Source organism: Changchengzhania lutea, assembly GCF_006974145.1.
GTDB lineage: Bacteria > Bacteroidota > Bacteroidia > Flavobacteriales > Flavobacteriaceae > Changchengzhania > Changchengzhania lutea.
Genome location: NZ_CP039456.1, coordinates 3,009,386 through 3,031,735 on the forward strand (window position 1 = coordinate 3,009,386; position 22,350 = coordinate 3,031,735).

Sequence of the window (22,350 nt, forward strand, 5' to 3'; positions counted from 1 at the left end):
ACTTATTATCTTTACTGGTATCCAAATTACTCATCTCTCATGTCTAATTCGAGTATCCATTTTAATATTTCTGAACGCAAAATTTTACTCAGGATAATAGATATTCTATCTATACTGTTCGTGTTATACTTTGTAAGTAACACGTTCAATTTTGATTATTTTACCATAACCAAAGAGAATTGGAGATGGGTTTTTGTTCTAATAATATATATAAGCATATTCGGAACTATTTTTGAACTTTACGATTTGCAAAAATCCAGTAAAATAGATAAAACATATGCCAACATAGTACTTGCTGTTTCTGTTACTGTGCTATTTTATTTTTTAACACCGTATTTTACACCGCTATTACCAGATAATCGTTTACAAATATTATACTTTTATTTTTCTATAATGTTTGCATTGTTTGGTTGGCGGTCCGCATATATCACATTTATTGTGTCCCCACGATTTTTTAAAAAAGTGCTTATAGTTGGAGAAACGTCTAATATCGATGTCATTTTGGAGGCTTTCAAAGAATCTGATCCTAATTATAAAATTGTTGGTTTTATAAATTGTGAAATCGAAAACCAAGGGCGTCTTCAATTTGAAGCTATTAAGGAGTATAAACCTAGTGAGATTTATAAAGTTATTGCCGACGAACATATCTCTGAAATAATAGTAGCCAGTTATAATTCTGATATCATTACACCAAAAATAAATGGTATGCTTATTAAATTATTAGAAGAAGGTTTTCCCATTAAGGAATATACACAAGTGTTTGAGGACATGACACAACGTGTCCCTATACAATTTATTGGAAAGGATTTTTACAAGTATTTTCCATTTAGCCGAAACAATAAAAATAAACTGTATCAATTCTTTCATCGCTTACTGGATATTGCTATTTCTATTATAGGTATTATCTCTGGTATCGTTGTATTGCCTTTATTTTTTTTAGGTAATGTTATAGGAAATAGAGGGGATTTATTATATTTTCAGGATAGAATTGGAAAGAACGGAAAAGTTTTTAAGATGATTAAGTACCGTACAATGATCAAAAATGCGGAATCTTCTGGAGTAGTGTGGGCAAAGAAAAATGATAACAGAATAACCCCTTTCGGAAAATTTTTAAGACATTCAAGACTCGATGAAATACCACAATTCATAAATATCTTGATAGGAGATATGAGCATCATTGGCCCACGGCCAGAGCGCCCTCATTTTGTTAAACAGTTGTCGCAATTGCTGCCATTTTATGAAACGCGACATATTATCAAACCTGGTCTAACGGGTTGGGCTCAGGTTAAAACACGTTACGGCTCATCTGTGGATGACAGCTTGTTAAAATTACAGTATGATTTGTATTACATAAAATACCGCAGTTTCTTTTTGGATGCTAATATTATTATAAAAACATTAAGCACTATAATTTTCTATAGGGGTCAATAAGTTTTTTTAAAATGTTTGATTAGAAATAGGTAACGCAAGAATAAAGCTATAAGTAATGGCATTAACCCTATAGCAAATACCTGTACCCCTATTATCCAATGCAATGTTAACAGACATAATAAAATAACAAGAAACTTTACATAATTTATAAACCAAGCTTTAGCCTGTTTTTTATACACTTGACCTACCATCAAAATATTTAATGCGCAGGCCCATAGCAGATTATAATTCTGGTGCGTGGCAGTATGATCGGTAGCAAACCACAATAATAATATAATCACACCAACTATACCTGTTATAGCGAATAGTGTCACATCTAACCAAATTTGTCTTGTGTTATTCTTGTTATCTTTATACGTCAACCATATAATAATGGCGCCTATTATACCCAATATAAATAGCGGACTTGTTAAAAAGTTTGATGGCTTAGCGATTTCTTTTTGCGTGAATAAAATTTTTGTGTCTTTCACCAGAGCCTTATTGTTTATTTGAGCTGAGTCAAAGAATGTATAGATATTCTCGGGTAAAAACATGTGTTGTTCTGGTGTGGCTGCTCGATCAATTACAGATCCCAAAGCTAAATCGATGCCAAAACTTCCCCATGAATTTTTGTTGAGATTATTTTGAATTAATGTTCTAAAGGTTTCAGGCTTATAATCTTTTGGTAGATTGAATGTAAGGTCGCCATCTATCGCTTTATTAGTAACATCCTTTATTTTAGTCGCGCAATTGTCATAAAAAAAGTCATATAAATAGGCTCTGTTTTCAGGTTTGTAGTTGTTAATTAGAAAATTATACAAGCTCTGCTTTTCATCCTGTGTAAGATTTAGAACTTGTTCTGTGATGCTTCTGTTATAGTAAACATAGGATTGGTAAAATTGATTAAATTCTGTTCTGTCAATCAAATAGTTAAGCTTGCCTTGGGCAAATTTTAAATAGAAGTTTGGTGTATCAAAATCGTATTTGCCGTATCCATAAGTCACGTCAATCCTGTTTGAACGATCCTTAATTCTATAGGCATTATGGCCAAAGGCATCGTTTAATGAGACACCTGGCTCAATAGTTAGGACACTTATTTCGGCATCATTCGAAAGTATTTGACCTTGTGCATATATTGAAATTGAAACAAATAGGAATACAAAGTAGAATAATGATTGTCGCATAAAGGCCATATTGAACTCGTTTAAACTTTTTGGATTGAGGCGAAAATTAGCCATTTTGTAACCAGTTGAAGGCTTTTTTGAGTTGCATAGCATCGCTACGGAACGAAAAAAAAACAAAAAAAGAGTGCAAAAGGACAGTTTTTTAGCTAATTTAAAAAGTTTAAATGAGTTCATTATCTAAAGATACTAAAATTGAGTTTCAATGAAAATACATTGGAATACAAAGCAATGCTTTGATCGCCTATATCTGTAAAGGCGTAATCTATTTGAATCCCGTTATATTTGAAGCCAACGCCAAAACTAGGTTGAAAACTTAACTGCTCGGAGTTATCAAATTGTCTTTCATTTTGAAAATTACCAACCCCAGCTCTTAAATAGACCATATCAATATAACCAAATTCTAAACCCAAGGCGGGATTAATACTTGCAAAAGAAGATGAGATGACATCGTTATTTTCTTCAAAGCGGACATTTACATTGGCGGCGGCCAGTAAGGTATAATCATAGTGGAAGGTCATTAATTTAGACACTCCAATTTGTAATTTAGGTATCGTAATTTCTGTAGTTTCTGGTAATTCTTGGTTTTGACCTTCAACAGCATCTTGAATGGTCTTAAATTCATCTTCATTAATACTCCAAGAATTGTAGGTGGTTGTAATATCACGTGCCATAACGCCAAACTTCCAATCGTTATCAGTTTCAAATTGAATGCCTACATCTAAACCAAAACCCCAAGAAGAAGCAAAATTGCCAATAATTCTTCGAATCACTTTAGCATTCACTCCATAATTCAGACCTTGAATTGGCAATTTTCTGGCATAGGAAAAGGTGAGACCATAATCGGCGGTTGAAAAAAGACTGATCCGGTCATAGTTTATATTGCCCTGTTCATCAATAAGCTGCGTAGTATTTAGAATATCATCCACAGCAAACCTAATAAGAGACAGACCTACCGCACTTCTATCGTCCAATGGCATGGCAAAAGCGGCATAATCATAATTGGCAATATTGGCAAAGTAACTGGAATGCATTAAAGCGAGCTGATTATCTTCAAGATTGGTCAGTCCTGCGGGATTCCAATATCCAGAATTAACGTCGGCCGAATGCGAAGTCACCGCGCTACTCATCCCCAGTGCAGCAGCGTCTACACCAATATTCATAAACTCATTAGAATACTTTCTAACCGTTTGTGAAAATAATGAGACCGATAAAACACAAAATAATGTGGTTATGTAAGGTTTCAATCGCAATTTTTTTACAAATATGCACATAATTTATAACCTATAAACTTGAAATTATAATAGATATTGTTTGATGATTGTTTTAGACGCCATTTGTTTATTATTTTTACAAAAATTTAATTCAATCTACATGAAACATCTATAACTAAAACTTGATACCCAAGTTAAATGATTAAATGGATGTCGCATGTGACCAATAAAAAACAATAAATATAAACACATGAAAAAATATATTCCGAATGCGCTAACACTTCTTAATCTATTCAGTGGTTGTATTGCCGTCATTTTAGCAGTAAATAACAATTTCGTTTTAGCGGCGTTATTTGTTTTCTTAGGAATCTTTTTTGATTTCTTTGATGGCTTTGCCGCCAGAAAACTGAATGTTCAAAGCGAATTGGGATTGCAGTTGGACTCCTTGGCAGATATGGTTACCAGTGGTTTGGTGCCGGGGATTGTCATGTTTAAACTACTTCAGTTAACAGATCCAAATTGGAGTAGTGGTTCAGAGTCTGCTTACGAATTTTCAAATTTAGGAATTCTGCCGTTATTGGGATTGTGTATAACGCTGGCCTCGGCATACCGTCTGGCTAAGTTTAATTTAGACGAAGAACAAAAAACATATTTTAAAGGTCTCCCCACGCCTGCCAATGCCTTATTGATTATGTCATTGCCGCTTATTATGGAATTTCAGAATAACGATATCATCAATGCCATCATTTTAAATAAATGGTTTTTAATAGGAGTCACGCTTTTAAGCTGTTATATACTTAATTCTAATATTAAGTTATTCGCTTTAAAGTTCAAAGATTATAGTTTTAGAGCTAATATGACTCGCTATATCTTTTTAGTTTTGTGCTTAGTATTATTAATCGTATTGCATTATGCAGCAATTCCTATAATCATCATATTATATGTAGTGATGTCGGTTTTGGACAGGGTTAATATTAAATAATTAAATAAGATAATACATGGCATCAGGGTTTTTTGCGTTATTCGACGACATAGCAGTTTTAATGGATGACGTTGTTGTCCTGAGTAAAATAAGCACAAAAAAAACGGCTGGTATTTTAGGTGATGATTTAGCTGTGAATGCAGAAAAAGCAACTGGCTTTGTGGCTTCAAGGGAAATACCTGTTCTATGGGCAATTACAAAGGGTTCTGCAAAAAACAAATTAATTATACTGCCCATTGCCTTCTTGTTAAGTGCATTTGCACCATGGGCCATTACTTTAGCTTTAATTTTAGGTGGTATTTATTTAGCATTTGAAGGTGTTGAAAAAATTTATGAATATGTTGTTCCACATCATCATGAAGTTGAACATTTAAGTACAGAGCCTATATCTAAGGAAAAGGTTTTAAGCTTGGAAAAGAAGAAAATTAAATCGGCCATATTTACAGATTTTATTCTTTCGGTAGAAATAGTAATCATCGCTTTAGGTACGGTATTGGATCAGCCCATTTTAACTCAGATATTGGTAGTGACCGTTGTGTCCATAATTGCTACCATCGGTGTGTATGGTATTGTGGCACTTATAGTAAGAATGGATGATTTAGGATACAGATTGGTGCAGTTGAATGATAAGGAGCGCAGTGTTTCTAATGCTATTGGTAATTTTTTGGTGAATGCCTTGCCTTGGGTAATCAGAAGTTTATCTGTAATCGGGACCATCGCCTTGATTTTGGTAGCTGGTGGTATTTTTTCTCATAATATAGAATTCCTTCATCACTTTTTAGAAGGGATTCCTAGTTTCCTAAAAGATGCTATTATCGGATTGGCAGTAGGTTTCGCTGCTCTACTATTGGTGAAACTCTTTAAATCTATTTTTTCAAAGAAATAAGTCGCTAATTTATAGTGAATCCAATTTTTTTTGAGCAGTTAAAGGTCTATAAGTTTTACTCGTCTAAATTAGAATCTTTATTTTTAGGGAGGCGTTTAGCTTTTTTTAAACTTTCATTTAATATCCATTCTATTTGACCATTGGTACTACGGAATTCATCCGAAGCCCATTTTTCTATAGATTTCATTACATCTTCATTTATACGTAAAGCAAATGCTTTTTTCTTCGCCATTATTTTAAAGTAACAAACTGTTTACAGTAAAAAGTAATTTTAACAATTAATGATTTAATGTGCCTGCATTTACTACGGGCGCCGCATCTTTATCGCTACAAAGTATTACTAGAAGATTGCTGACCATAGCTGCTTTGCGTTCTTCGTCTAAATCAATAATATCTTTTTTATCCAATTCATCAAGTGCCATTTCAACCATGCTTACGGCACCTTCAACAATTTTGTGTCTAGCAGCAACAATAGCAGTAGCCTGTTGGCGTTTTAACATGGCGTTTGCAATTTCCTGTGCGTAAGCTAAATAACCTATTCTAGCTTCAAGAACTTCAATACCAGCAGTATCCAATCGTTCCTGAATTTCTTTTTCCAGGGCTTCACTTACTTCATTTATACTGGAACGTAAAGTAATATCTTCCGTAAGGCCTTCATCGGCAAAATTATCATAAGGATACATGCTAGCAAGTTTTCTAACGGCGGCATCAGTTTGCACACGCACAAAATTTTCGTAATTGTCAACCTCAAACGCTGCTTTATAGGTGTCTCTTACGCGCCATACTAAAATGGTACTGATCATAATGGGATTGCCCATTTTGTCATTAACCTTTAAACGTTCACTATCAAAATTACTTGCCCGTAATGAAATTTTCTTCTTGGAATAAAAAGGCAAGATCCAAAACAAGCCATTCTTTTTAACCGTGCCAATGTATTTTCCAAAGAGTAACAATACTCTAGAATTATTAGGTTGCACCATAATAAACCCGGGTAATATAAAAAATACAACTAGTAATAAAAACAAAGTGTATGTCACGGATTCGGTAAAAAAAATAAGCAATATACCAGAGATGATGATACTTAAAATGATGAACAACATAAGGTATCCGTTTAGTGGGACTATTATTTTCTCGTCTTTCATAATTAGTAATGTTATTTAAAATGATATCATATTGATATTATAAAGATATGAAATAATTATATAGCGTTCCAAAAAAATGTCATTATTTTTTGGAATGAATAAAATTTTGTGTTTTTTGGAATTGTTGTTTTGGGTTATAGTGCAGAAGGAAAGCTAAATGAAACACAGTAGAAGGTAATTACAATACTGAGTTCTATAATTAGTCATTTTGTCTTGATGTAGTTATGTTCTCCTGAAAAGTTTGAAAACCATGGTAGCATACCATAGGTTTTTTAGAGTGATAATGAGTATAAGGCTAGTATTTTAAGTCTTTTTCAGAAAGAATGAAAAAGTGCCTACTCTCGAATCTTCTTTTTCCGAAGTTCAAAGTTTTGACCTAAATACACCTTTCGTACCATCTCATCATTGGCCAGTTCTTCAGGTTTCCCAGCTTTTAGAATACTGCCTTCAAACATTAAATAGGTTCTATCTGTAATGGCCAAGGTTTCCTGTACGTTGTGATCGGTAATTAAAATACCAATATTCTTTTTGGTGAGTTGCGCTACAATACGCTGAATATCCTCTACGGCAACAGGGTCGACACCAGCAAAAGGTTCATCTAATAAAATAAAACTTGGATCTGTAGCTAAAGCACGGGCAATTTCTGTACGTCGGCGCTCCCCACCAGATAATAAATCGCCTCTACTTTTTCTAATATGACCTAAACCAAATTCTTCAATAAGCGATTCCATTTTGTCCTGTTGCTCTTTCTTGCTAAGCTTGGTCAATTGTAATACGCTTAAAATATTATCTTCAATACTTAATTTTCGAAACACCGAAGCTTCTTGAGCCAAATAACCAATACCGTTCTGGGCACGCTTATACATGGGGTACTTTGTAATGTCTTGATTGTCCAAATAAATAGAGCCCCCGTTGGGTTTAATTAAACCAACAATCATATAAAATGATGTTGTTTTCCCCGCACCATTAGGTCCCAAAAGTCCCACAATTTCCCCTTGTTTTACTTCAAGGGAAACATCTTTTACCACTTTTCGTCCGCTATAGGACTTCATCAAATTTTCGGCTCTTAAAATCATATTGCAATAACGTAATATTTATTTAATTATTGGCTTCTAAAGCATCCCAAAACTCATAGGCGCGACGTAAATGAGGAATAACAATAGTACCGCCAACTAGGGTGGCAATACTTAAAGCTTCAACAACTTCTTCTTTATTTAAACCCAATTTATAGCTGGTTTCCATATGGTATTTAATACAGTCATCGCAACGTAACACGGCCGATGCCACTAATCCGAGCAGCTCTTTTGTTTTGACATCTAAGGCACCTTCCGCGAAAGCGTTGGTATCTAAATTAAAGATGCGTTTGATAACTTTATTGTTATCTGCCAAAATTTTATCATTCATTTTAGAACGATAGTCGTTAAACTCATTAACAATATCAGACATGTTGTTTTTCTTTTATTTTCTGATTTCTAACTACAACTTTTGAAATATAAATACTCACTTGATATAATATCAAAATGGGGATGGCTACAATAACTTGACTTGCAATATCTGGAGGCGTTATAATTGCCGAAAGAATTAATACAATGACCAAAGCATATTTTCGATAGGTCTTTAAGAATTCTGGTGTTACTAAGCCTATTTTAGTTAAAAAATAGACGATGATGGGTAATTCAAAAATTAATCCTGATGCTAAAGCGGAAGACCGAACCAAAGCGATATATGAACTGATATCAATTTGATTATCTACAACTTTTGAAATACTATAATTCGCTAAAAAATTAAGAGATAAAGGCGTTACAATATAGTATCCAAATAATACACCAATAAAAAACAACAAGGATGAAATTATGATAAAACCACGAGAATGTCTGCGCTCGTTTGAATGCAGCCCTGGGCTAATAAATTTCCAGAGTTGGTATATAATGTATGGAAATGCTATGATGAAGCCTGCTAAAATAGCAGTCCATATATCTGCCGAAAACTGTCCGGCCATCGTACGGTTTTGGATAATCATAGGCATTTCTTCAGCACAAAATGTGGTATTGACACCTATAAAATTTGCTACACTACATAAAAAATGATAGGTTGGGAAATTCATTTCCAATGGAGCAAAAATAATAGCATCAAAAATAAACCTGCTAAAAATAAAAGCAAATGTTGCTACAATAACTACAGCCAAACAAATCCGAATTAAATGCCATCTTAAATCTTCAAGATGATCTAAAAAAGACATCTCATTTATATCTTTTGTCGCCATTATATAATCCCTTCTTTTATTAAATCATGAATATGAACAACCCCAGCATATTTACCATTTTCTTCAACCAAAAGCTGCGAAATATCGTTGATTTCCATAAGCTCCATAGCATCCACAGCCATAGCCTCATTTTGAATGCGCTTTGGGTTGGCACTCATAATATCCTTTGCGGTTAATTTGGAAAAATCATCCACTTTGGTAAGCATTCTACGTAAATCGCCATCCGTAATGATGCCTACAATGTCTCCGTTTTCAACAACTGCGGTGACTCCGAGCATCTTTTCTGTAATCTCTATAATCACATTTTTAATACTGGTACTACCATTTACTTGAGGTTTTTCATTAACCGATGAAATATTATGAACACGTAAATATAATTTTTTCCCTAAGGCACCTCCTGGATGGTATTTAGCAAAATCTTTGCTTGAAAAACCACGTAACTCTAATAGGCATACCGCTAGGGCATCGCCTAATACTAATTGTGCAGTGGTACTTGTTGTGGGGGCCAGATTATTGGGGCAGGCTTCTTTTTCAACATAAGCATTCAAAATATAATCTGCGTGTTGCCCCAAAAATGATTCTGTATTACCAGTAATGGCTATAATTTTATTTTTTGCACTTTTAATAAGCGGTACCAAGACTTTTATTTCGGGTGTATTACCACTTTTTGAAATACAGATTACTACATCGTCTTCAAGAATAAGACCTAAGTCACCGTGAATGGCATCTGCAGCATGCATAAATATAGCGGGTGTGCCTGTAGAATTTAAAGTAGCAACAATTTTGTTGGCAATTATGGCACTTTTACCAATACCCGTGATAATGACGCGTCCTTTAGAATGGTATATAAGCTCTACAGCCTCAGCGAAATGGTGATTAACTAAGCTAGATAAATTAAAAATGGCTTTACTTTCCAATTCAATGGTTTGTTTGGCAACATTAATAATGGAATCTTTACTATTCAAAATTTATCATTTTTTTTAGTTGATGCTTTTAAAGATTTTATTACCTTTAAACTTAATCAAAATTACAATTCAAAAATTCGTTACAAAACTAACGAAAAAAATATGAGGGTTCTCTAAATACTGCGCTAAATTAATCAGTATCAATTCAAATATTTAGTGCGTATTAAATAAGTAAATTAATTTTTAAATAATTCATGTTAACAGCAAAAAGTGACCTGCATGCTTCGCTAAAAAAATATTTTGGATTTAGTAAATTCAAAGGACTTCAAAAACCCGTTATTGAAAGCCTGGTAGCACGTAATAATACATTTGTTATTATGCCAACGGGCGGTGGAAAATCGCTTTGCTATCAATTGCCAGCATTAATGCAAGAAGGCACGGCCATAGTAGTCTCGCCTCTAATAGCTTTAATGAAAAACCAAGTGGATGCGATTCGTGGTATTTCAAAAGAAGAAGGCGTGGCACACGTTTTAAATTCTTCACTTAATAAAACAGAGGTTAAACAGGTTAAAGAAGATATTACCAATGGTGTGACCAAGCTACTTTATGTAGCACCAGAATCATTAACAAAAGAAGAGAATGTTGAATTTTTGCGCTCTGTAAAAGTGTCTTTTCTAGCCATTGATGAGGCCCATTGCATTAGCGAATGGGGTCATGATTTTAGACCAGAGTATCGAAATTTGCGGCATATTATTGGCAGGATTGGAGATGATATTCCTATCATAGCACTTACGGCAACGGCGACTCCTAAAGTACAGGAAGACATTATTAAGAACTTGGGTATTCATGGGGCTACAACATTTAAAGCCTCTTTTAATAGACCCAACTTATATTATGAAGTTCGTCCAAAAACAAAAGATGTTGATGCAGACATCATTCGATTTGTAAAACAAAACGAAGGAAAATCAGGCATTATTTATTGTTTAAGTAGAAAACGTGTAGAAGAACTGGCGCAAGTACTCCAAGTTAACGGTATTAAGGCCGTACCTTATCATGCTGGTTTAGATGCCAAAACACGATCGAGTCATCAAGATAAATTCTTAATGGAGGATGTCGATGTGGTGGTGGCTACCATCGCCTTTGGTATGGGCATTGATAAGCCCGATGTGCGCTTTGTTATTCATCATGATATTCCTAAAAGTATAGAAAGTTATTATCAGGAAACTGGTAGGGCAGGACGTGATGGTGGTGAAGGGCATTGTTTAGCATTTTATGCCTATAAAGACATTGAGAAGCTTGAAAAATTTATGTCTGGCAAACCCGTTGCAGAACAAGAAATAGGGCATGCTCTATTACAAGAAGTAGTGGCATTTGCAGAAACGTCTATCTCTAGACGTAAATTTATTTTACATTATTTTGGAGAAGCATTTGATAATGAAACAGGTGAAGGCGGGGAGATGGACGATAACATTAGGCATCCGAAGAAACAAAACGAGGCCAAAGAGAATGTTAAATCGCTTTTAGAAATCATACAGAATACTCATGAAAAATATAAGTCTAAAGACCTTGTAAATGTTATAATCGGTAAAGAAAATGCCTTAATCAATTCTCATAAAACAAATGAGCAACCCTTTTTTGGAAACGGAAAACACGAGGATAACAAATATTGGATGGCACTGTTGCGGCAAGTCCTAGTAGCTGGCTATCTTAAAAAAGATATTGAAACTTACGGTGTTATAAAGCTTACCGATTCTGGAAAAGCATTTATTGAAAAACCAGTGTCTTTTATGATGACGGAAGATCATCTATTTGATGGTGCACAAGAAGATGGCTCAATCATTACCGCAGAGAAAGGTAGTGGTGCGGTGGCAGATGAGATGCTAATGGGCATGTTAAAAGATCTGAGAAAAAAGAATGCCAAAAAATTAGGCGTACCTCCATTTGTTATTTTTCAAGATCCCTCTTTAGAGGACATGGCACTTAAATATCCTATTAATGTTTCCGAGTTAGCCCATGTGCATGGTGTTGGAGAAGGAAAGGCTAAAAAGTACGGAAAGGATTTTGCGGCATTGATTTCTAAATATGTAGATGAAAATGACATCACCAGACCCGACGATTTAGTAGTGAAATCAACAGGGAGCAATTCGGCAAATAAGCTATATATCATTCAAAATATAGATCGAAAATTGCCCCTTGACGATATAGCATCTTCCAAAAGAATGAAGATGCCAGATTTAATTAAGGAGATGGAAATGATTGTCTATTCAGGCACCAAACTCAATATAGATTATTGGATTCAGGATATTTTAGATGAAGATCAGCAAGAAGAAATCCATGAGTATTTTATGGAATCCCAAACGGATAACATTGATACCGCTATTGATGAATTTGATGGCGATTACGATGATGAAGAACTCAGACTCTATCGTATCAAATTCATCAGTGAGGTTGCTAATTAAATTTAAACACATCTTAAAAATTTGGGCGTTACCATCCCGATAACTATCGGGATGGTCGGGCTTTCGGCAGTCGCTTTTTTTGAGAAAAACAAAAAAAGAGCTCCAACAAAGCCTCAATCCCTAACACAACCTTTCTGCCAAGGCACAGCATTACACCCTATTAGGGCTTATCAAATAATATCGTCTACAAAAAAACAACTAGTCATTTTAAAGTGACTTCCATTCTGTTAAAAACCAGTGACTTCGTTACAAATCGTAAATGTAAATTTTAAAATTTCTAGCGCTTAAGCCATTACTGTTTTAACTTACTTTTATATCTTTGCACTCCCAAAAGCACACGGGATTTAAAAAAACAAAACAATGCAAGACGGTATATACGCAAAATTTAATACAACAAAAGGAGCCATTTTAGTAGCCTTAGAATATAAAAAAACACCAGGAACAGTTGGTAACTTTGTTGCTTTGGCAGAAGGTAATTTAGAGAATTCGGTAAAGCCTCAAGGCACACCATATTATGATGGTTTAAAATTCCACAGAGTCATTCCAGATTTTATGGTTCAAGGTGGTTGCCCACAAGGTTCTGGCTCTGGAAATCCAGGGTACCAATTTGATGATGAATTTCATCCTAATTTAAAACACGACGCACCAGGTATACTATCTATGGCTAATGCAGGCCCTGGAACTAATGGAAGTCAGTTTTTTATCACGCATATTGAAACACCTTGGTTAGATAACAAGCACACTGTTTTTGGAAAAGTCATAGAAGGACAGGATGTCGTTGATGCTATCCAGCAAGGTGACAATATTGAAAGCATTGATATTATTCGTCAAGGCGTTGATGCTGAAAAGTATAATGCTGTAGAAGCCTTTAGAACCTTTGAAGGTTCAAGAGAACAAAAATTAGCTGAATCTAAACAAGCTGCAGAAGTAGAATTAGAGAAATTGGCATCAGGTTTTAAAAAAACAGATAGCGGATTGCGTTATCAAATTCTTCAAAAAGGAAATGGTACAGATGCACAAGCTGGAAAAACGGTGTCTGTTCACTATAAAGGGCAATTGTCAGACGGAACTGTTTTTGATTCATCTTATAAGCGTAACGAACCTATTGATTTTCAGTTAGGCTCAGGTCAAGTTATTTCTGGTTGGGATGAAGGCATTCAATTATTAAAAGTAGGTGATAAAGCACGTTTTGTCATTCCAAGCCATTTAGGTTACGGTAGCAGAGGTGCTGGTGGTGTGATTCCTCCAGACGCTACTTTGATATTTGATGTAGAACTTGTCAATGTAGATTAAATTTTCATAAAATAAATTTATTAAGCACCTGTCAGTCAGGTGCTTTTTTGTTTTTATAGTATAGTGGATTTTTTATTTGTAGTGCCATTTGTAGTATTTATTTAGTTAATCATCTTAATTTTTTGTCATAAACTGGTTTTAGAATTAGATTTATGCTCTAAATCGGAATCCATGAATTATAAAACGACGCTATCCATATTAGTAACCTTACTATCGCTATTCGCATATTCACAAGATTGGAAAGTATATCCCTATACGCCTAGCACGACGCCTGCAAGTGAAATTGCATTCCCAGTTGATGAAGGACGCCATACAGCAGATCCTGTTGAGTGGTGGTATACATCCGGCTCATTTACGGGTGATACCTCTGGAAACGTATACAGTTTTATGCTCACGTATTTCTATTATCCGCAAAGTGGTTTTGACGGCTTTAGGATTTTGAATGTAACGGATGAGGCTACTGGGGAGTTTTTTCAGGACACGCAACCGGTTAATTATACATTGCTGTCAGAAACAAATGTAAATATTCAAACGGAATCATCTTTTTTCTTACCCGTTGTCGAGTCATGGAAAAACAAAATGAATGCAGGAAATCCAATCGCTTTTGAATATGAGCTATTTGCATCCAGCTCAGCGATAACCTTAGATGTCGAGTTGGTAACAACCAAGCGACCGCTAATTGTGGGTGGTGATGGGTTTTTTGATCAAGGACTAGATAATTATACATACTATTATTCCCAAACGGGTAACGCTTTAACAGGGGATTTTACATTAAATGGAACTACAGAGACCGTTAGCGGGAATGCGTGGATTGATAGACAGTATGGCGATTTTAATCCGTTTACAGGCGAAGATTATGAATGGTTTAGTATTCAGTTAAGCAATGGAACCGATTTAAATTTTTGGAATGTTTTTAATGCAGCCAGACAAATTCCTAACAATTCTAATTATGTCATGTTATCTGCCTACGTAGATGAAAATGAAAGTACGCAATATGTTACCAGTGACTTTGAAATAGAACGATTAGAGTATTTTACAACAACTGATGATGCTAAAAGTTACTCAAAAAAATGGCGATTAACGTCGGCATCTAAAAATTTAGATTTGGTTATTACGGCGAATCATACCACAACCGAAGTCGATATCAGTTTGATAGCATTTCGCTTTTTTGAAGGTTCAGTTTCTGTTTCTGGTACAGATAATGGCGTTGCAGTTACTGGTGTTGGTTTTGCGGAATTATTGCATGATTATTTTGATCCAGATGTTAGTATGTCATCACCTTCGGGAGGTACATATAATCCAACATCACCAATTACATGGACCCTTAATAATCCAGATGAAGGAAGACCAGTAACATACGATTTGGAATACAGTATTGACAATCAAGCCACTTTTACACCAATTGCTACGGGATTAACGGTAACATCCTACACATGGGATGGCAGCGGATTAACTACTGGCGACGACGTTTGGTTTAAAGTTAAAGCCTACTCTGTTGATAATACCTTAAACTCTGAAGTTATAAGTACGTCGGCGTCTTCTGCAACTTTTTCAAGCCAAGACTTAAGCAAAAACTTATTACGGTTCTATCCCAATCCAGTTCAGGATAACATGTATATTACATTTTCAGAGGTAATAAATTCAGGGACTTACGATATTATTAATTTGAATGGGAAATCCATATTTTCTCAAGACTTTGCCAGTACAAAAAATTTGGAAATTAATACGAGTTCATTTGCATCTGGTCTTTATTTTCTAAGCGTCCGTTCTAATAATACCCAAGAGCTCATAAAATTTATTAAACAATAGGAGTGCGTTTTTTTGAGTTAATTTGTATAAGTAGATCGTAATTGCAAAATATGATAAGGTTAGTAACTATTAAAGATGCACCACAATTATTAAATATCTACAACTATTATGTTTTAAATACCATTTTGACATTCGATATAGAACCCTTGTCCTTATCGGCTTTTAAAGTTAAGATGACTGACATTTTATCCCATTATCCCTTTATCGTATTTGAAGAAGACCATGATATTTTAGGGTATGCCTATGGTAGTAAATGGCGGCCAAAACCTGCGTACAAGAAAACGGTAGAAACTACGGTTTATGTTAAACATGGTCTTCATGGGAAACAGATTGGAACAAAACTTTACGCAAAATTGCTGGAATTATTGGAGCAAGAACAATATCACAGTGCACTTGGTGCTTTAACGCTGCCTAACGATGCTAGTGTAAACCTTCATGAAAAATTCGGTTTTAAAAAAGTAGCCCACTTTAAAGAAGTTGGTTATAAGTTTGATATATGGTTAGATGTTGGTTTTTGGCAATTACAATTCTAATTTTTCCATTTGATATTGCAACCTATACTTGGTTTCTGCGGGTTTAAATTTTCTTTTTCATCAATTAAACAATCAACAGCATGTCTAATGTCTTTACCAGTAACAGGAATGCCATTTCCAGGTCTTGAATCGTCAAGTTGACCACGATAGACCAATTTTAAATCCGAATCGAAAACATATAAATCAGGCGTGCACGCCGCATCGTAGGCTTTTGCTACACTTTGGTCTTCATCATACAAATAGGGGAAGGGGTAATGTTCTGCTTTAGCGTGAATGGTCATTAATTCTGGACCATCTTGCGGATAATTTATAGCATCATTACTTGAAATGGCAATAAAGCCAATACCTTTTTTCGAATAATCATGCGCTAATTTTACTAGTTCACTATTCACATGAATTACAAAAGGGCAGTGGTTGCAAATAAACATAATCACCGTGCCTTTATCTCCTTTACCGTTTTTTAGTGATAATTCATTATTACTAATGGTATCTATCAAGCTGAAGGATGGAGCGGTATTTCCCAATGGTAGCATATTTGATGGAGTACGAGCCATAATTTTATTTTTATTCAAAGTACGTTATAATTTGTATTTTTAAAAAATGAAATGTTTAAAAAATGGCTTTTTTATATAAGATTATTTTACATGACATTTTCAATAACATTTTATAATTAACGTGAACTCAATATAAACTTAAACAGATGAGTAGTATTTATGTTATTGATAGACAGGGTTTTGTCATATCGACTGAGCGAAGCATGAGCGACGAGATATCACAGAAGGATGAGATTCCTCCTCGTACCTCGGTCGGAATGACATAGTTTCTTTATTAAAATGCTTAAATCCCTAATTATCAATGAATAATATATCGAACTCACGTTAATTAAATTCCATGAGATGACCGATACCATTACTTTTGACGATTTTACGAAGGTTGATCTGCGCGTAGGAACGATAATAGAAGTCTTAGATTTTCCTAAAGCGCGAAACCCATCCTACCAGCTTACTATTGATTTTGGAGCATTAGGTATTAAAAAATCCTCAGCTCAAATAACATCGCTGTACAAAAAGGAGGACTTATTGCATAGACAAATTGTGGCGGTTGTAAATTTTCCCAAAAAACAGATTGCCAATTTTATGAGTGAATGTTTGGTAGTAGGCGCTGTAAACAAAAAAGATGTGATGCTTTTAAAGCCTGAAGAACCGGTTAAAAATGGCAGTTCGGTTAATTAGCATTTTCACTAAATTAAAAAAACCGCTAACTAGCGGTTTTTTATAATGTATTAATACTAAATATCGTCGAAATCGATATCTGTGAAACTCTCTGGAGTTTTTAATTCATCTTCAGTAACTTTAGGTGTATCATCGTATTCTTTTTTGAAATCTTTTTGATGACGCTCACTAATTACTTCATCACCTTTTTCATTAATAATGTAATCGGTCATTTCGGCTAAGATTTCTTTAAATTCAGAAAAGTCTTCTTTGTAAATGTAAATTTTATGTTTTTTATAATGAAACGATCCGTCGTCGTTTGTAAACTTTTTACTCTCAGTAATGGTAAGATAATAATCTTCTGCTTTTGTTGCTCTTACATCAAAGAAATATGTACGCCTACCTGCACGCAATACTTTTGAAAATATCTCCTCTTTCTCCATCATATCATTATTGTTCATAGTTGTGGTGTAATTTATTTTGTTAAGGTTATCTGTACCAAAAATCTAAAAAAAACACTTACAAAGCAACAATTTGAGAAGTTTCTTTTGTTAATATTGAATTTTATTTTAAAGTATGCGTATTTTAATAAAAGAATTACAACTGAAGAAATATAGATTATGAGCTACTCGAAGGGGTTTCGCTAGATTGTTTTAAATACAAATGTTGGTAGTAGCCATCCTCATTAATAAGGGATTCATGCGTGCCTTTCTGCACAATTTTACCATTATCTAAAACAATGATTTTATCAGCATTTTTAGCTGAAGAGACTCTATGGCCCACTATTATAGTGGTTTTTCCCTTGGTGAGTTTATTTAATTTTTTTAGTATTTTCTCTTCGGTTTCTGTATCCACTGCTGATAAGCAATCATCAAACAATAAAATTTTTGGTGCTTTTATAATGGCTCTAGCTATAGATACACGTTGTTTCTGCCCACCAGAAAGCGTAATACCGCGTTCACCTAAAACGGTATCGTAACCCTTATTGAAATCTATAATATTTTTATGAACTTGAGCATTTTTTGCCGCTTCAATTACTTCAGCATCTGTGGCGTCTTCCTTACCAAACTTGATATTATTTTTAATACTGTCTGAAAACAGAAATGCATCCTGTGGCACATAGCCAATGCTATTACGTAAATCGGTTAAATTGTGGTCTTGAATTGGTAAATTGTTTATTACAATATGACCTTCATCAATATCATAAAGGCGACCTATTAAATCTAAAATAGTGGATTTTCCAGAGCCAGTCTTTCCTAAAATAGCTAATGTTTCACCTTCCTTAATACTAAAACTTATACCATTTAAAGCAGTGATATTAGTATCGTCATAAGTAAATTTTACATTTTCAAAACGAATATCACCAGTAATGTCTGTGTGGGTTTGTGCCGTATTTTTTATTTCTGGTTCAAGTTTTAGAAATTCATTTATACGCTTCTGTGAGGCTTCGGCTTGCTGCACAATGGAAGTCACCCAGCCTACCGTGGCTACTGGCCATGTTAACATATTTACGTAAATTACAAATTCGGCAATTGTTCCTAAACTTTCAATCTCACCGTTAATATATTGCATCCCGCCTATGTAAATAACCAATAAATTACTCACACCAATTACTAAAATCATCATTGGAAAAAACCAGGCTTGCACTTTTACTAAACTGATTTGCTTTGCCTTACTAGTAGCGGAGAGTGTATCAAAATTTTTGGACGTAAGTGGCTCTATACCGTAGGCTTTAATAACCGAGATACCGCTAAAAGACTCTTGTGTATAAGTGGATAGTTTAGATAAGTATTCTTGTACAACGGTACTTCGCTTATGTATTTCCTTACTTAATTTATAGATGGCAAGTGAAAGAATGGGTAGTGGGACTATGGTGTAAACTGTCAATAGGGGCGCTTCCCTAAACATGTATATTAATGCAATAACAAAAAGCGTGACGGTATTAATACTGTACATAATGGCGGGACCAGCATACATGCGCACCCGACCAACATCTTCGCTTATTCTGTTCATTAAATCGCCAGTTCTGTTCTTTTTATAAAAATTTAAAGACAGTTTTTGATATTGTTCATACACCTCGTTTTTTAAATCGAATTCAATATAGCGCGACACGTTGATGATGGTCTGGCGCATAAAAAATGTTAATATTCCGGCAATAATGGCGGCCCCAATAATGTAGAAAATAATTTCGGCAAGTTCGCCTTTAATATTTCCGCCAGGGCCGTTTTTATATTTTTCAACTACTACAAAAATTTCCTTGACATAGCGTGGTGTAAATAATAGAAATATTCTAGCTACAATGGTAATAATGATACCAATAACAAGGTGTGCTTTATATTTTAGAAAGTATTTATTTAGATGTTTAAGTTCCTTCATATCTCGATAATAATCATTGAGGCTTTATGCGGTATTAAAGAACGCAAAGATACAGGTTTAAAACAATAATCGGCATTTTCAACATTTCCATCACTGTTAAATATAGCCTAAATTATAGATAAAATATTCTGCTTTTAATGGAAGGTATTTTTTAAAATAGTATTATTTTTGCGGCTCAAAAGCAATAACGATTATTCGTTTTTAAACTAAGTTCCTTGTAATTATGCTAAACAGAAGACATATACGTGTAAAAGTCATGCAAACCATATATGCCTATAAAGGCAGTGAAAGCGATGATTTTAGTAAAGATCAAAAATTCCTACTGTTCAGTATAGATAACATGTACAACCTGTACCTTCTGTTGGTGTCGCTCTTGAGTGAAGTTCAAAAAAGAGCCGAAGCCGATTTACAAAAAAAACAAAAGAAACATTTAGCAACCTCTGAAGATAAAGATCCAAACAGGAAATTTGTTAATAATGAGTTGTTATTACTGTTAAAAGAAAACCTTCCACTTAAAGATCATTTAGAAGCACATAAAATCACCAATTGGGATTTAGATGCTGAATATGTTGATATCATTTTTAAAGCCATCACTTCAAGCGAATTGTATAAAGACTATATGCAGACCAGAGTTTCAGGGTTTAGGGAAGACAAAGATTTTATTGTAGATATTTTTAAGGAAATTATAGCGCCCAATGAAAAGCTTTACGAGTATATGGAAGATAAAAACCTAACTTGGTTAGACGACCTTCCTACAGTAAATACAACTATCTTGAAGTTGTTGCGTAAAGTGAAACCAAGTTCATCAGAAAATCATTTTATACCGAAGCTTTATAAAGACGCGGAAGATAAACAGTTTGCAATAGACTTATTTAAAAAAACACTTCTGAATCAAACGACATTAAATAGTGAGATTGCGCTTAAAACCCAAAACTGGGATTCAGATCGTATTGCCGATGTGGATTTTGCTTTACTGCAAATGGCTATTTGCGAATTGAAAAATTTCCCGTCTATACCAGTTAAAGTCACCATGAACGAATACTTAGAGATCGCCAAAGAATATTCAACCCCTAAAAGCAGCATTTTCATAAATGGTATTTTAGATAAGTTGGTTAAGGAATATCAGGAAAGTGGTGATTTGAAAAAAGTGGGTCGTGGCTTGCTTTAATTTTTGAACTCATCTTGGTTTTTTTCTATTTCCTAAAAAGCGGCTGTAATTTGCCCATATTTCGTTACTTTTATTATGTGTAGCCATGCTATGCTTTTCAAAAAGTGCCTCATCTGGACAAATTTCATCTCATTTTCGGTTAAAAACAAAAAACCAAGATGAGTTCTTTATTAAGAGTTAAGTAAAAAGTTTTTAATCGATTAAATAATTCTTACTTTTATCCCCAAATTATAAAATTACATATTGTGAAAAAATTAATATTAGCATTAAGTGCACTGTGTTTAGTGGCATTTACCTCCTGTAAGGAGGACGCATCAAAAAAGATTGATGAAAATAATGTAGCTGAAGCTGCTGAAAGGGACGCAAGTTCTTCTGAGTTTCCAATTATAACGTTTGACAAACAGGTTCATGATTTTGGCGAAATTGAAGCCAAGACTCCAGTTGAAACGGTATTTAAATATACCAACACTGGTGATGCACCTTTAGTTATTACAGATATTAAAAGTTCATGTGGTTGTACGGTACCACAAGATTGGAGTAGAGAGCCTTTAGCCGCTGGAGAATCTGGACAATTTACTGTTAAGTTTAATGGAAGTGGTGCTAACAAAGTATCTAAAAGCATTACGGTTACAGCAAATACAGAAAAAGGAACAGAAGTAGTAAAAATTACGGCATTCGTAAAGGCAGACCCTAATGCGAAAGCAAAAGGAATTAGTGCTGCTGCAAACCCTGTACAATAAATTATATAATGGGAGAAGGAGGAATAGGTCAGTTTTTACCGTTTGTTTTAATGTTTGTTATTGTGTATTTCTTTATGATTGCACCACAAATGAAGCGCGCTAAAAAAGAGAAGAAGTTTGCTGCAGAATTAAAACGAGGCGATAAGGTGATTACCAAAAGTGGTTTACACGGTAAAATTTTAGAGCTGAATGATAAAGACGGTAGTTGCATTATTGAAACGATGTCTGGTAAAGTTAAGTTTGAACGCTCAGCCATATCAATGGAAATGAGTACTAAACTCAATGCACCAGCCGTAGTAAAAAAGTAAATAAAATCTATATTTAATAAAAAGAGCTTCCTTTAAGGAGGCTCTTTTTTTGCTTTAATAGCTTGAAGGATCACGTATTATAATTATCTTAACCATTAGCATTTGCTATCGGCGGTCTGTTTTTGTACATTTGCGCCATGGAAAAGAGAAATCATGAAAGACGGAATTGCAGAATATTTAACTTCAACTATCTGGTTTTTAGAAATCAGTCAGACAAATTTATTCCTCCAGCGAATTAATTTGAACTTCAAGAGCAGCTAAAGTTCGCTCTATTATCGGTAGTGATTAAAAAGAAGTGCTTTATTAAGATTTGCCATTTTTTTTTAAAATCTACGATTAACATTTTCACACTTACAGTCTTAAGTAAAGAATCTCATTAGCATGCAGCAATAATAGAAATAAAACTATTAACACTTGTTCTAAGCTATCGCAAATTGATAAGGATAGGATTTACAAATAAACAATTGTCA

At 34.3% G+C, this 22,350-nt stretch carries 22 protein-coding genes; 11 read left to right on the forward strand and 11 right to left on the reverse strand.

Annotated features, from left to right (window positions below):
* The first annotated feature begins 39 nt into the window (after positions 1 to 39).
* Positions 40 to 1,431 (forward strand): exopolysaccharide biosynthesis polyprenyl glycosylphosphotransferase, encoded by a 1,392-nt coding sequence (locus FAF07_RS13465; protein ID WP_142785594.1) that lies wholly within the window; start codon positions 40 to 42, stop codon positions 1,429 to 1,431.
* Here FAF07_RS13465 and FAF07_RS13470 read toward each other — a convergent pair.
* Together FAF07_RS13470 and FAF07_RS13475 are read right to left on the reverse strand one after the other, a co-directional pair.
* Positions 1,425 to 2,594 carry a lipoprotein N-acyltransferase Lnb domain-containing protein gene (locus FAF07_RS13470; protein ID WP_142785595.1) on the reverse strand — a complete coding sequence of 390 codons (1,170 nt, stop codon included), beginning with the start codon at positions 2,592 to 2,594 and terminating at the stop codon, positions 1,425 to 1,427. The genes FAF07_RS13465 and FAF07_RS13470 overlap by 7 nt on opposite strands.
* A 173-nt stretch (positions 2,595 to 2,767) precedes the next feature.
* Entirely contained in the window at positions 2,768 to 3,838 is a 1,071-nt protein-coding gene (locus tag FAF07_RS13475; RefSeq protein ID WP_246067705.1) for a putative type IX sorting system protein PorV2, read from the reverse strand.
* Positions 3,839 to 4,055: 217 nt separating this feature from the next.
* Between FAF07_RS13475 and FAF07_RS13480 the strand changes: the two genes are divergently transcribed.
* Positions 4,056 to 4,787 (forward strand): CDP-alcohol phosphatidyltransferase family protein, encoded by a 732-nt coding sequence (locus FAF07_RS13480; RefSeq protein ID WP_142785596.1) that lies wholly within the window; start codon positions 4,056 to 4,058, stop codon positions 4,785 to 4,787.
* A 16-nt stretch (positions 4,788 to 4,803) separates the two neighbouring features.
* Entirely contained in the window at positions 4,804 to 5,673 is an 870-nt protein-coding gene (locus FAF07_RS13485) for a DUF808 domain-containing protein (RefSeq protein ID WP_142785597.1), read from the forward strand.
* A gap of 55 nt (positions 5,674 to 5,728) precedes the next feature.
* Here the strand turns inward: FAF07_RS13485 and FAF07_RS13490 are convergent, their stop codons facing one another.
* From FAF07_RS13490 to FAF07_RS13515, 6 genes are all read right to left on the reverse strand, one after another.
* Positions 5,729 to 5,905, reverse strand: coding sequence for an Arc family DNA-binding protein (locus tag FAF07_RS13490; protein ID WP_142785598.1), 177 nt, complete (start codon positions 5,903 to 5,905; stop codon positions 5,729 to 5,731).
* Positions 5,906 to 5,951: 46 nt separating this feature from the next.
* Complete coding sequence (locus FAF07_RS13495; protein ID WP_142785600.1) at positions 5,952 to 6,815, reverse strand: SPFH domain-containing protein; 864 nt, start codon at positions 6,813 to 6,815, stop codon at positions 5,952 to 5,954.
* A 335-nt stretch (positions 6,816 to 7,150) separates the two neighbouring features.
* Entirely contained in the window at positions 7,151 to 7,891 is a 741-nt protein-coding gene (lptB, locus tag FAF07_RS13500) for an LPS export ABC transporter ATP-binding protein (protein ID WP_142785602.1), read from the reverse strand.
* 22 nt (positions 7,892 to 7,913) lie between these two features.
* Positions 7,914 to 8,261 carry a carboxymuconolactone decarboxylase family protein gene (locus FAF07_RS13505; RefSeq protein ID WP_142785603.1) on the reverse strand — a complete coding sequence of 116 codons (348 nt, stop codon included), beginning with the start codon at positions 8,259 to 8,261 and terminating at the stop codon, positions 7,914 to 7,916.
* Positions 8,254 to 9,078, reverse strand: coding sequence for a twin-arginine translocase subunit TatC (gene tatC / locus FAF07_RS13510; RefSeq protein ID WP_142785605.1), 825 nt, complete (start codon positions 9,076 to 9,078; stop codon positions 8,254 to 8,256). The genes FAF07_RS13505 and tatC overlap by 8 nt, the downstream gene beginning before the upstream one ends.
* Positions 9,078 to 10,043: a KpsF/GutQ family sugar-phosphate isomerase gene (locus FAF07_RS13515; RefSeq protein WP_142785607.1), complete on the reverse strand. Its 966-nt coding sequence runs from the start codon at positions 10,041 to 10,043 to the stop codon at positions 9,078 to 9,080. Before FAF07_RS13515 ends, tatC begins: the two co-directional genes overlap by 1 nt.
* Before the next feature lie 194 nt (positions 10,044 to 10,237).
* On the opposite strand from FAF07_RS13515, the gene FAF07_RS13520 reads away from it, so the two are divergent.
* The 4 genes from FAF07_RS13520 to FAF07_RS13535 all read left to right on the forward strand — a co-directional run bounded on the left by FAF07_RS13520 (position 10,238) and on the right by FAF07_RS13535 (position 16,077).
* Entirely contained in the window at positions 10,238 to 12,442 is a 2,205-nt protein-coding gene (locus FAF07_RS13520; protein ID WP_142785609.1) for a RecQ family ATP-dependent DNA helicase, read from the forward strand.
* A 360-nt stretch (positions 12,443 to 12,802) separates the two neighbouring features.
* The gene (locus FAF07_RS13525) at positions 12,803 to 13,735 is read left to right on the forward strand and encodes a peptidylprolyl isomerase (protein WP_142785610.1); all 933 of its coding nucleotides are present in this window, start codon (positions 12,803 to 12,805) and stop codon (positions 13,733 to 13,735) included.
* 171 nt (positions 13,736 to 13,906) lie between these two features.
* Positions 13,907 to 15,544 carry a lipocalin-like domain-containing protein gene (locus FAF07_RS13530; RefSeq protein ID WP_142785611.1) on the forward strand — a complete coding sequence of 546 codons (1,638 nt, stop codon included), beginning with the start codon at positions 13,907 to 13,909 and terminating at the stop codon, positions 15,542 to 15,544.
* Between the two features lie 50 nt (positions 15,545 to 15,594).
* Positions 15,595 to 16,077, forward strand: a complete 483-nt coding sequence (locus FAF07_RS13535; RefSeq protein ID WP_142785612.1) for a GNAT family N-acetyltransferase — start codon at positions 15,595 to 15,597, stop codon at positions 16,075 to 16,077.
* Here FAF07_RS13535 and FAF07_RS13540 read toward each other — a convergent pair.
* Entirely contained in the window at positions 16,074 to 16,631 is a 558-nt protein-coding gene (locus FAF07_RS13540; protein ID WP_142785613.1) for a thioredoxin family protein, read from the reverse strand. The two genes, FAF07_RS13535 and FAF07_RS13540, sit on opposite strands and share 4 nt — an antisense overlap.
* Before the next feature lie 342 nt (positions 16,632 to 16,973).
* On the opposite strand from FAF07_RS13540, the gene FAF07_RS13545 reads away from it, so the two are divergent.
* On the forward strand, positions 16,974 to 17,309 hold the full coding sequence (locus tag FAF07_RS13545) for a tRNA-binding protein (RefSeq protein WP_142785614.1): 336 nt from the start codon (positions 16,974 to 16,976) through the stop codon (positions 17,307 to 17,309).
* A gap of 56 nt (positions 17,310 to 17,365) precedes the next feature.
* Here the strand turns inward: FAF07_RS13545 and FAF07_RS13550 are convergent, their stop codons facing one another.
* Positions 17,366 to 17,749, reverse strand: a complete 384-nt coding sequence (locus FAF07_RS13550) for a PUR family DNA/RNA-binding protein (RefSeq protein ID WP_142785615.1) — start codon at positions 17,747 to 17,749, stop codon at positions 17,366 to 17,368.
* Positions 17,750 to 17,906: 157 nt separating this feature from the next.
* The gene (locus FAF07_RS13555) at positions 17,907 to 19,664 is read right to left on the reverse strand and encodes an ABC transporter ATP-binding protein (RefSeq protein WP_142785616.1); all 1,758 of its coding nucleotides are present in this window, start codon (positions 19,662 to 19,664) and stop codon (positions 17,907 to 17,909) included.
* A gap of 223 nt (positions 19,665 to 19,887) precedes the next feature.
* Between FAF07_RS13555 and nusB the strand changes: the two genes are divergently transcribed.
* The 3 genes from nusB (at position 19,888) to yajC (ending at position 21,880) form a co-directional block, all read left to right on the forward strand.
* Positions 19,888 to 20,832 carry a transcription antitermination factor NusB gene (nusB, locus tag FAF07_RS13560; protein WP_246067706.1) on the forward strand — a complete coding sequence of 315 codons (945 nt, stop codon included), beginning with the start codon at positions 19,888 to 19,890 and terminating at the stop codon, positions 20,830 to 20,832.
* Positions 20,833 to 21,077: 245 nt separating this feature from the next.
* On the forward strand, positions 21,078 to 21,572 hold the full coding sequence (locus tag FAF07_RS13565) for a DUF1573 domain-containing protein (protein WP_142785617.1): 495 nt from the start codon (positions 21,078 to 21,080) through the stop codon (positions 21,570 to 21,572).
* An 8-nt stretch (positions 21,573 to 21,580) separates the two neighbouring features.
* Positions 21,581 to 21,880, forward strand: coding sequence for a preprotein translocase subunit YajC (gene yajC, locus FAF07_RS13570; RefSeq protein ID WP_142785618.1), 300 nt, complete (start codon positions 21,581 to 21,583; stop codon positions 21,878 to 21,880).
* The last annotated feature ends 470 nt before the right edge of the window (positions 21,881 to 22,350 follow it).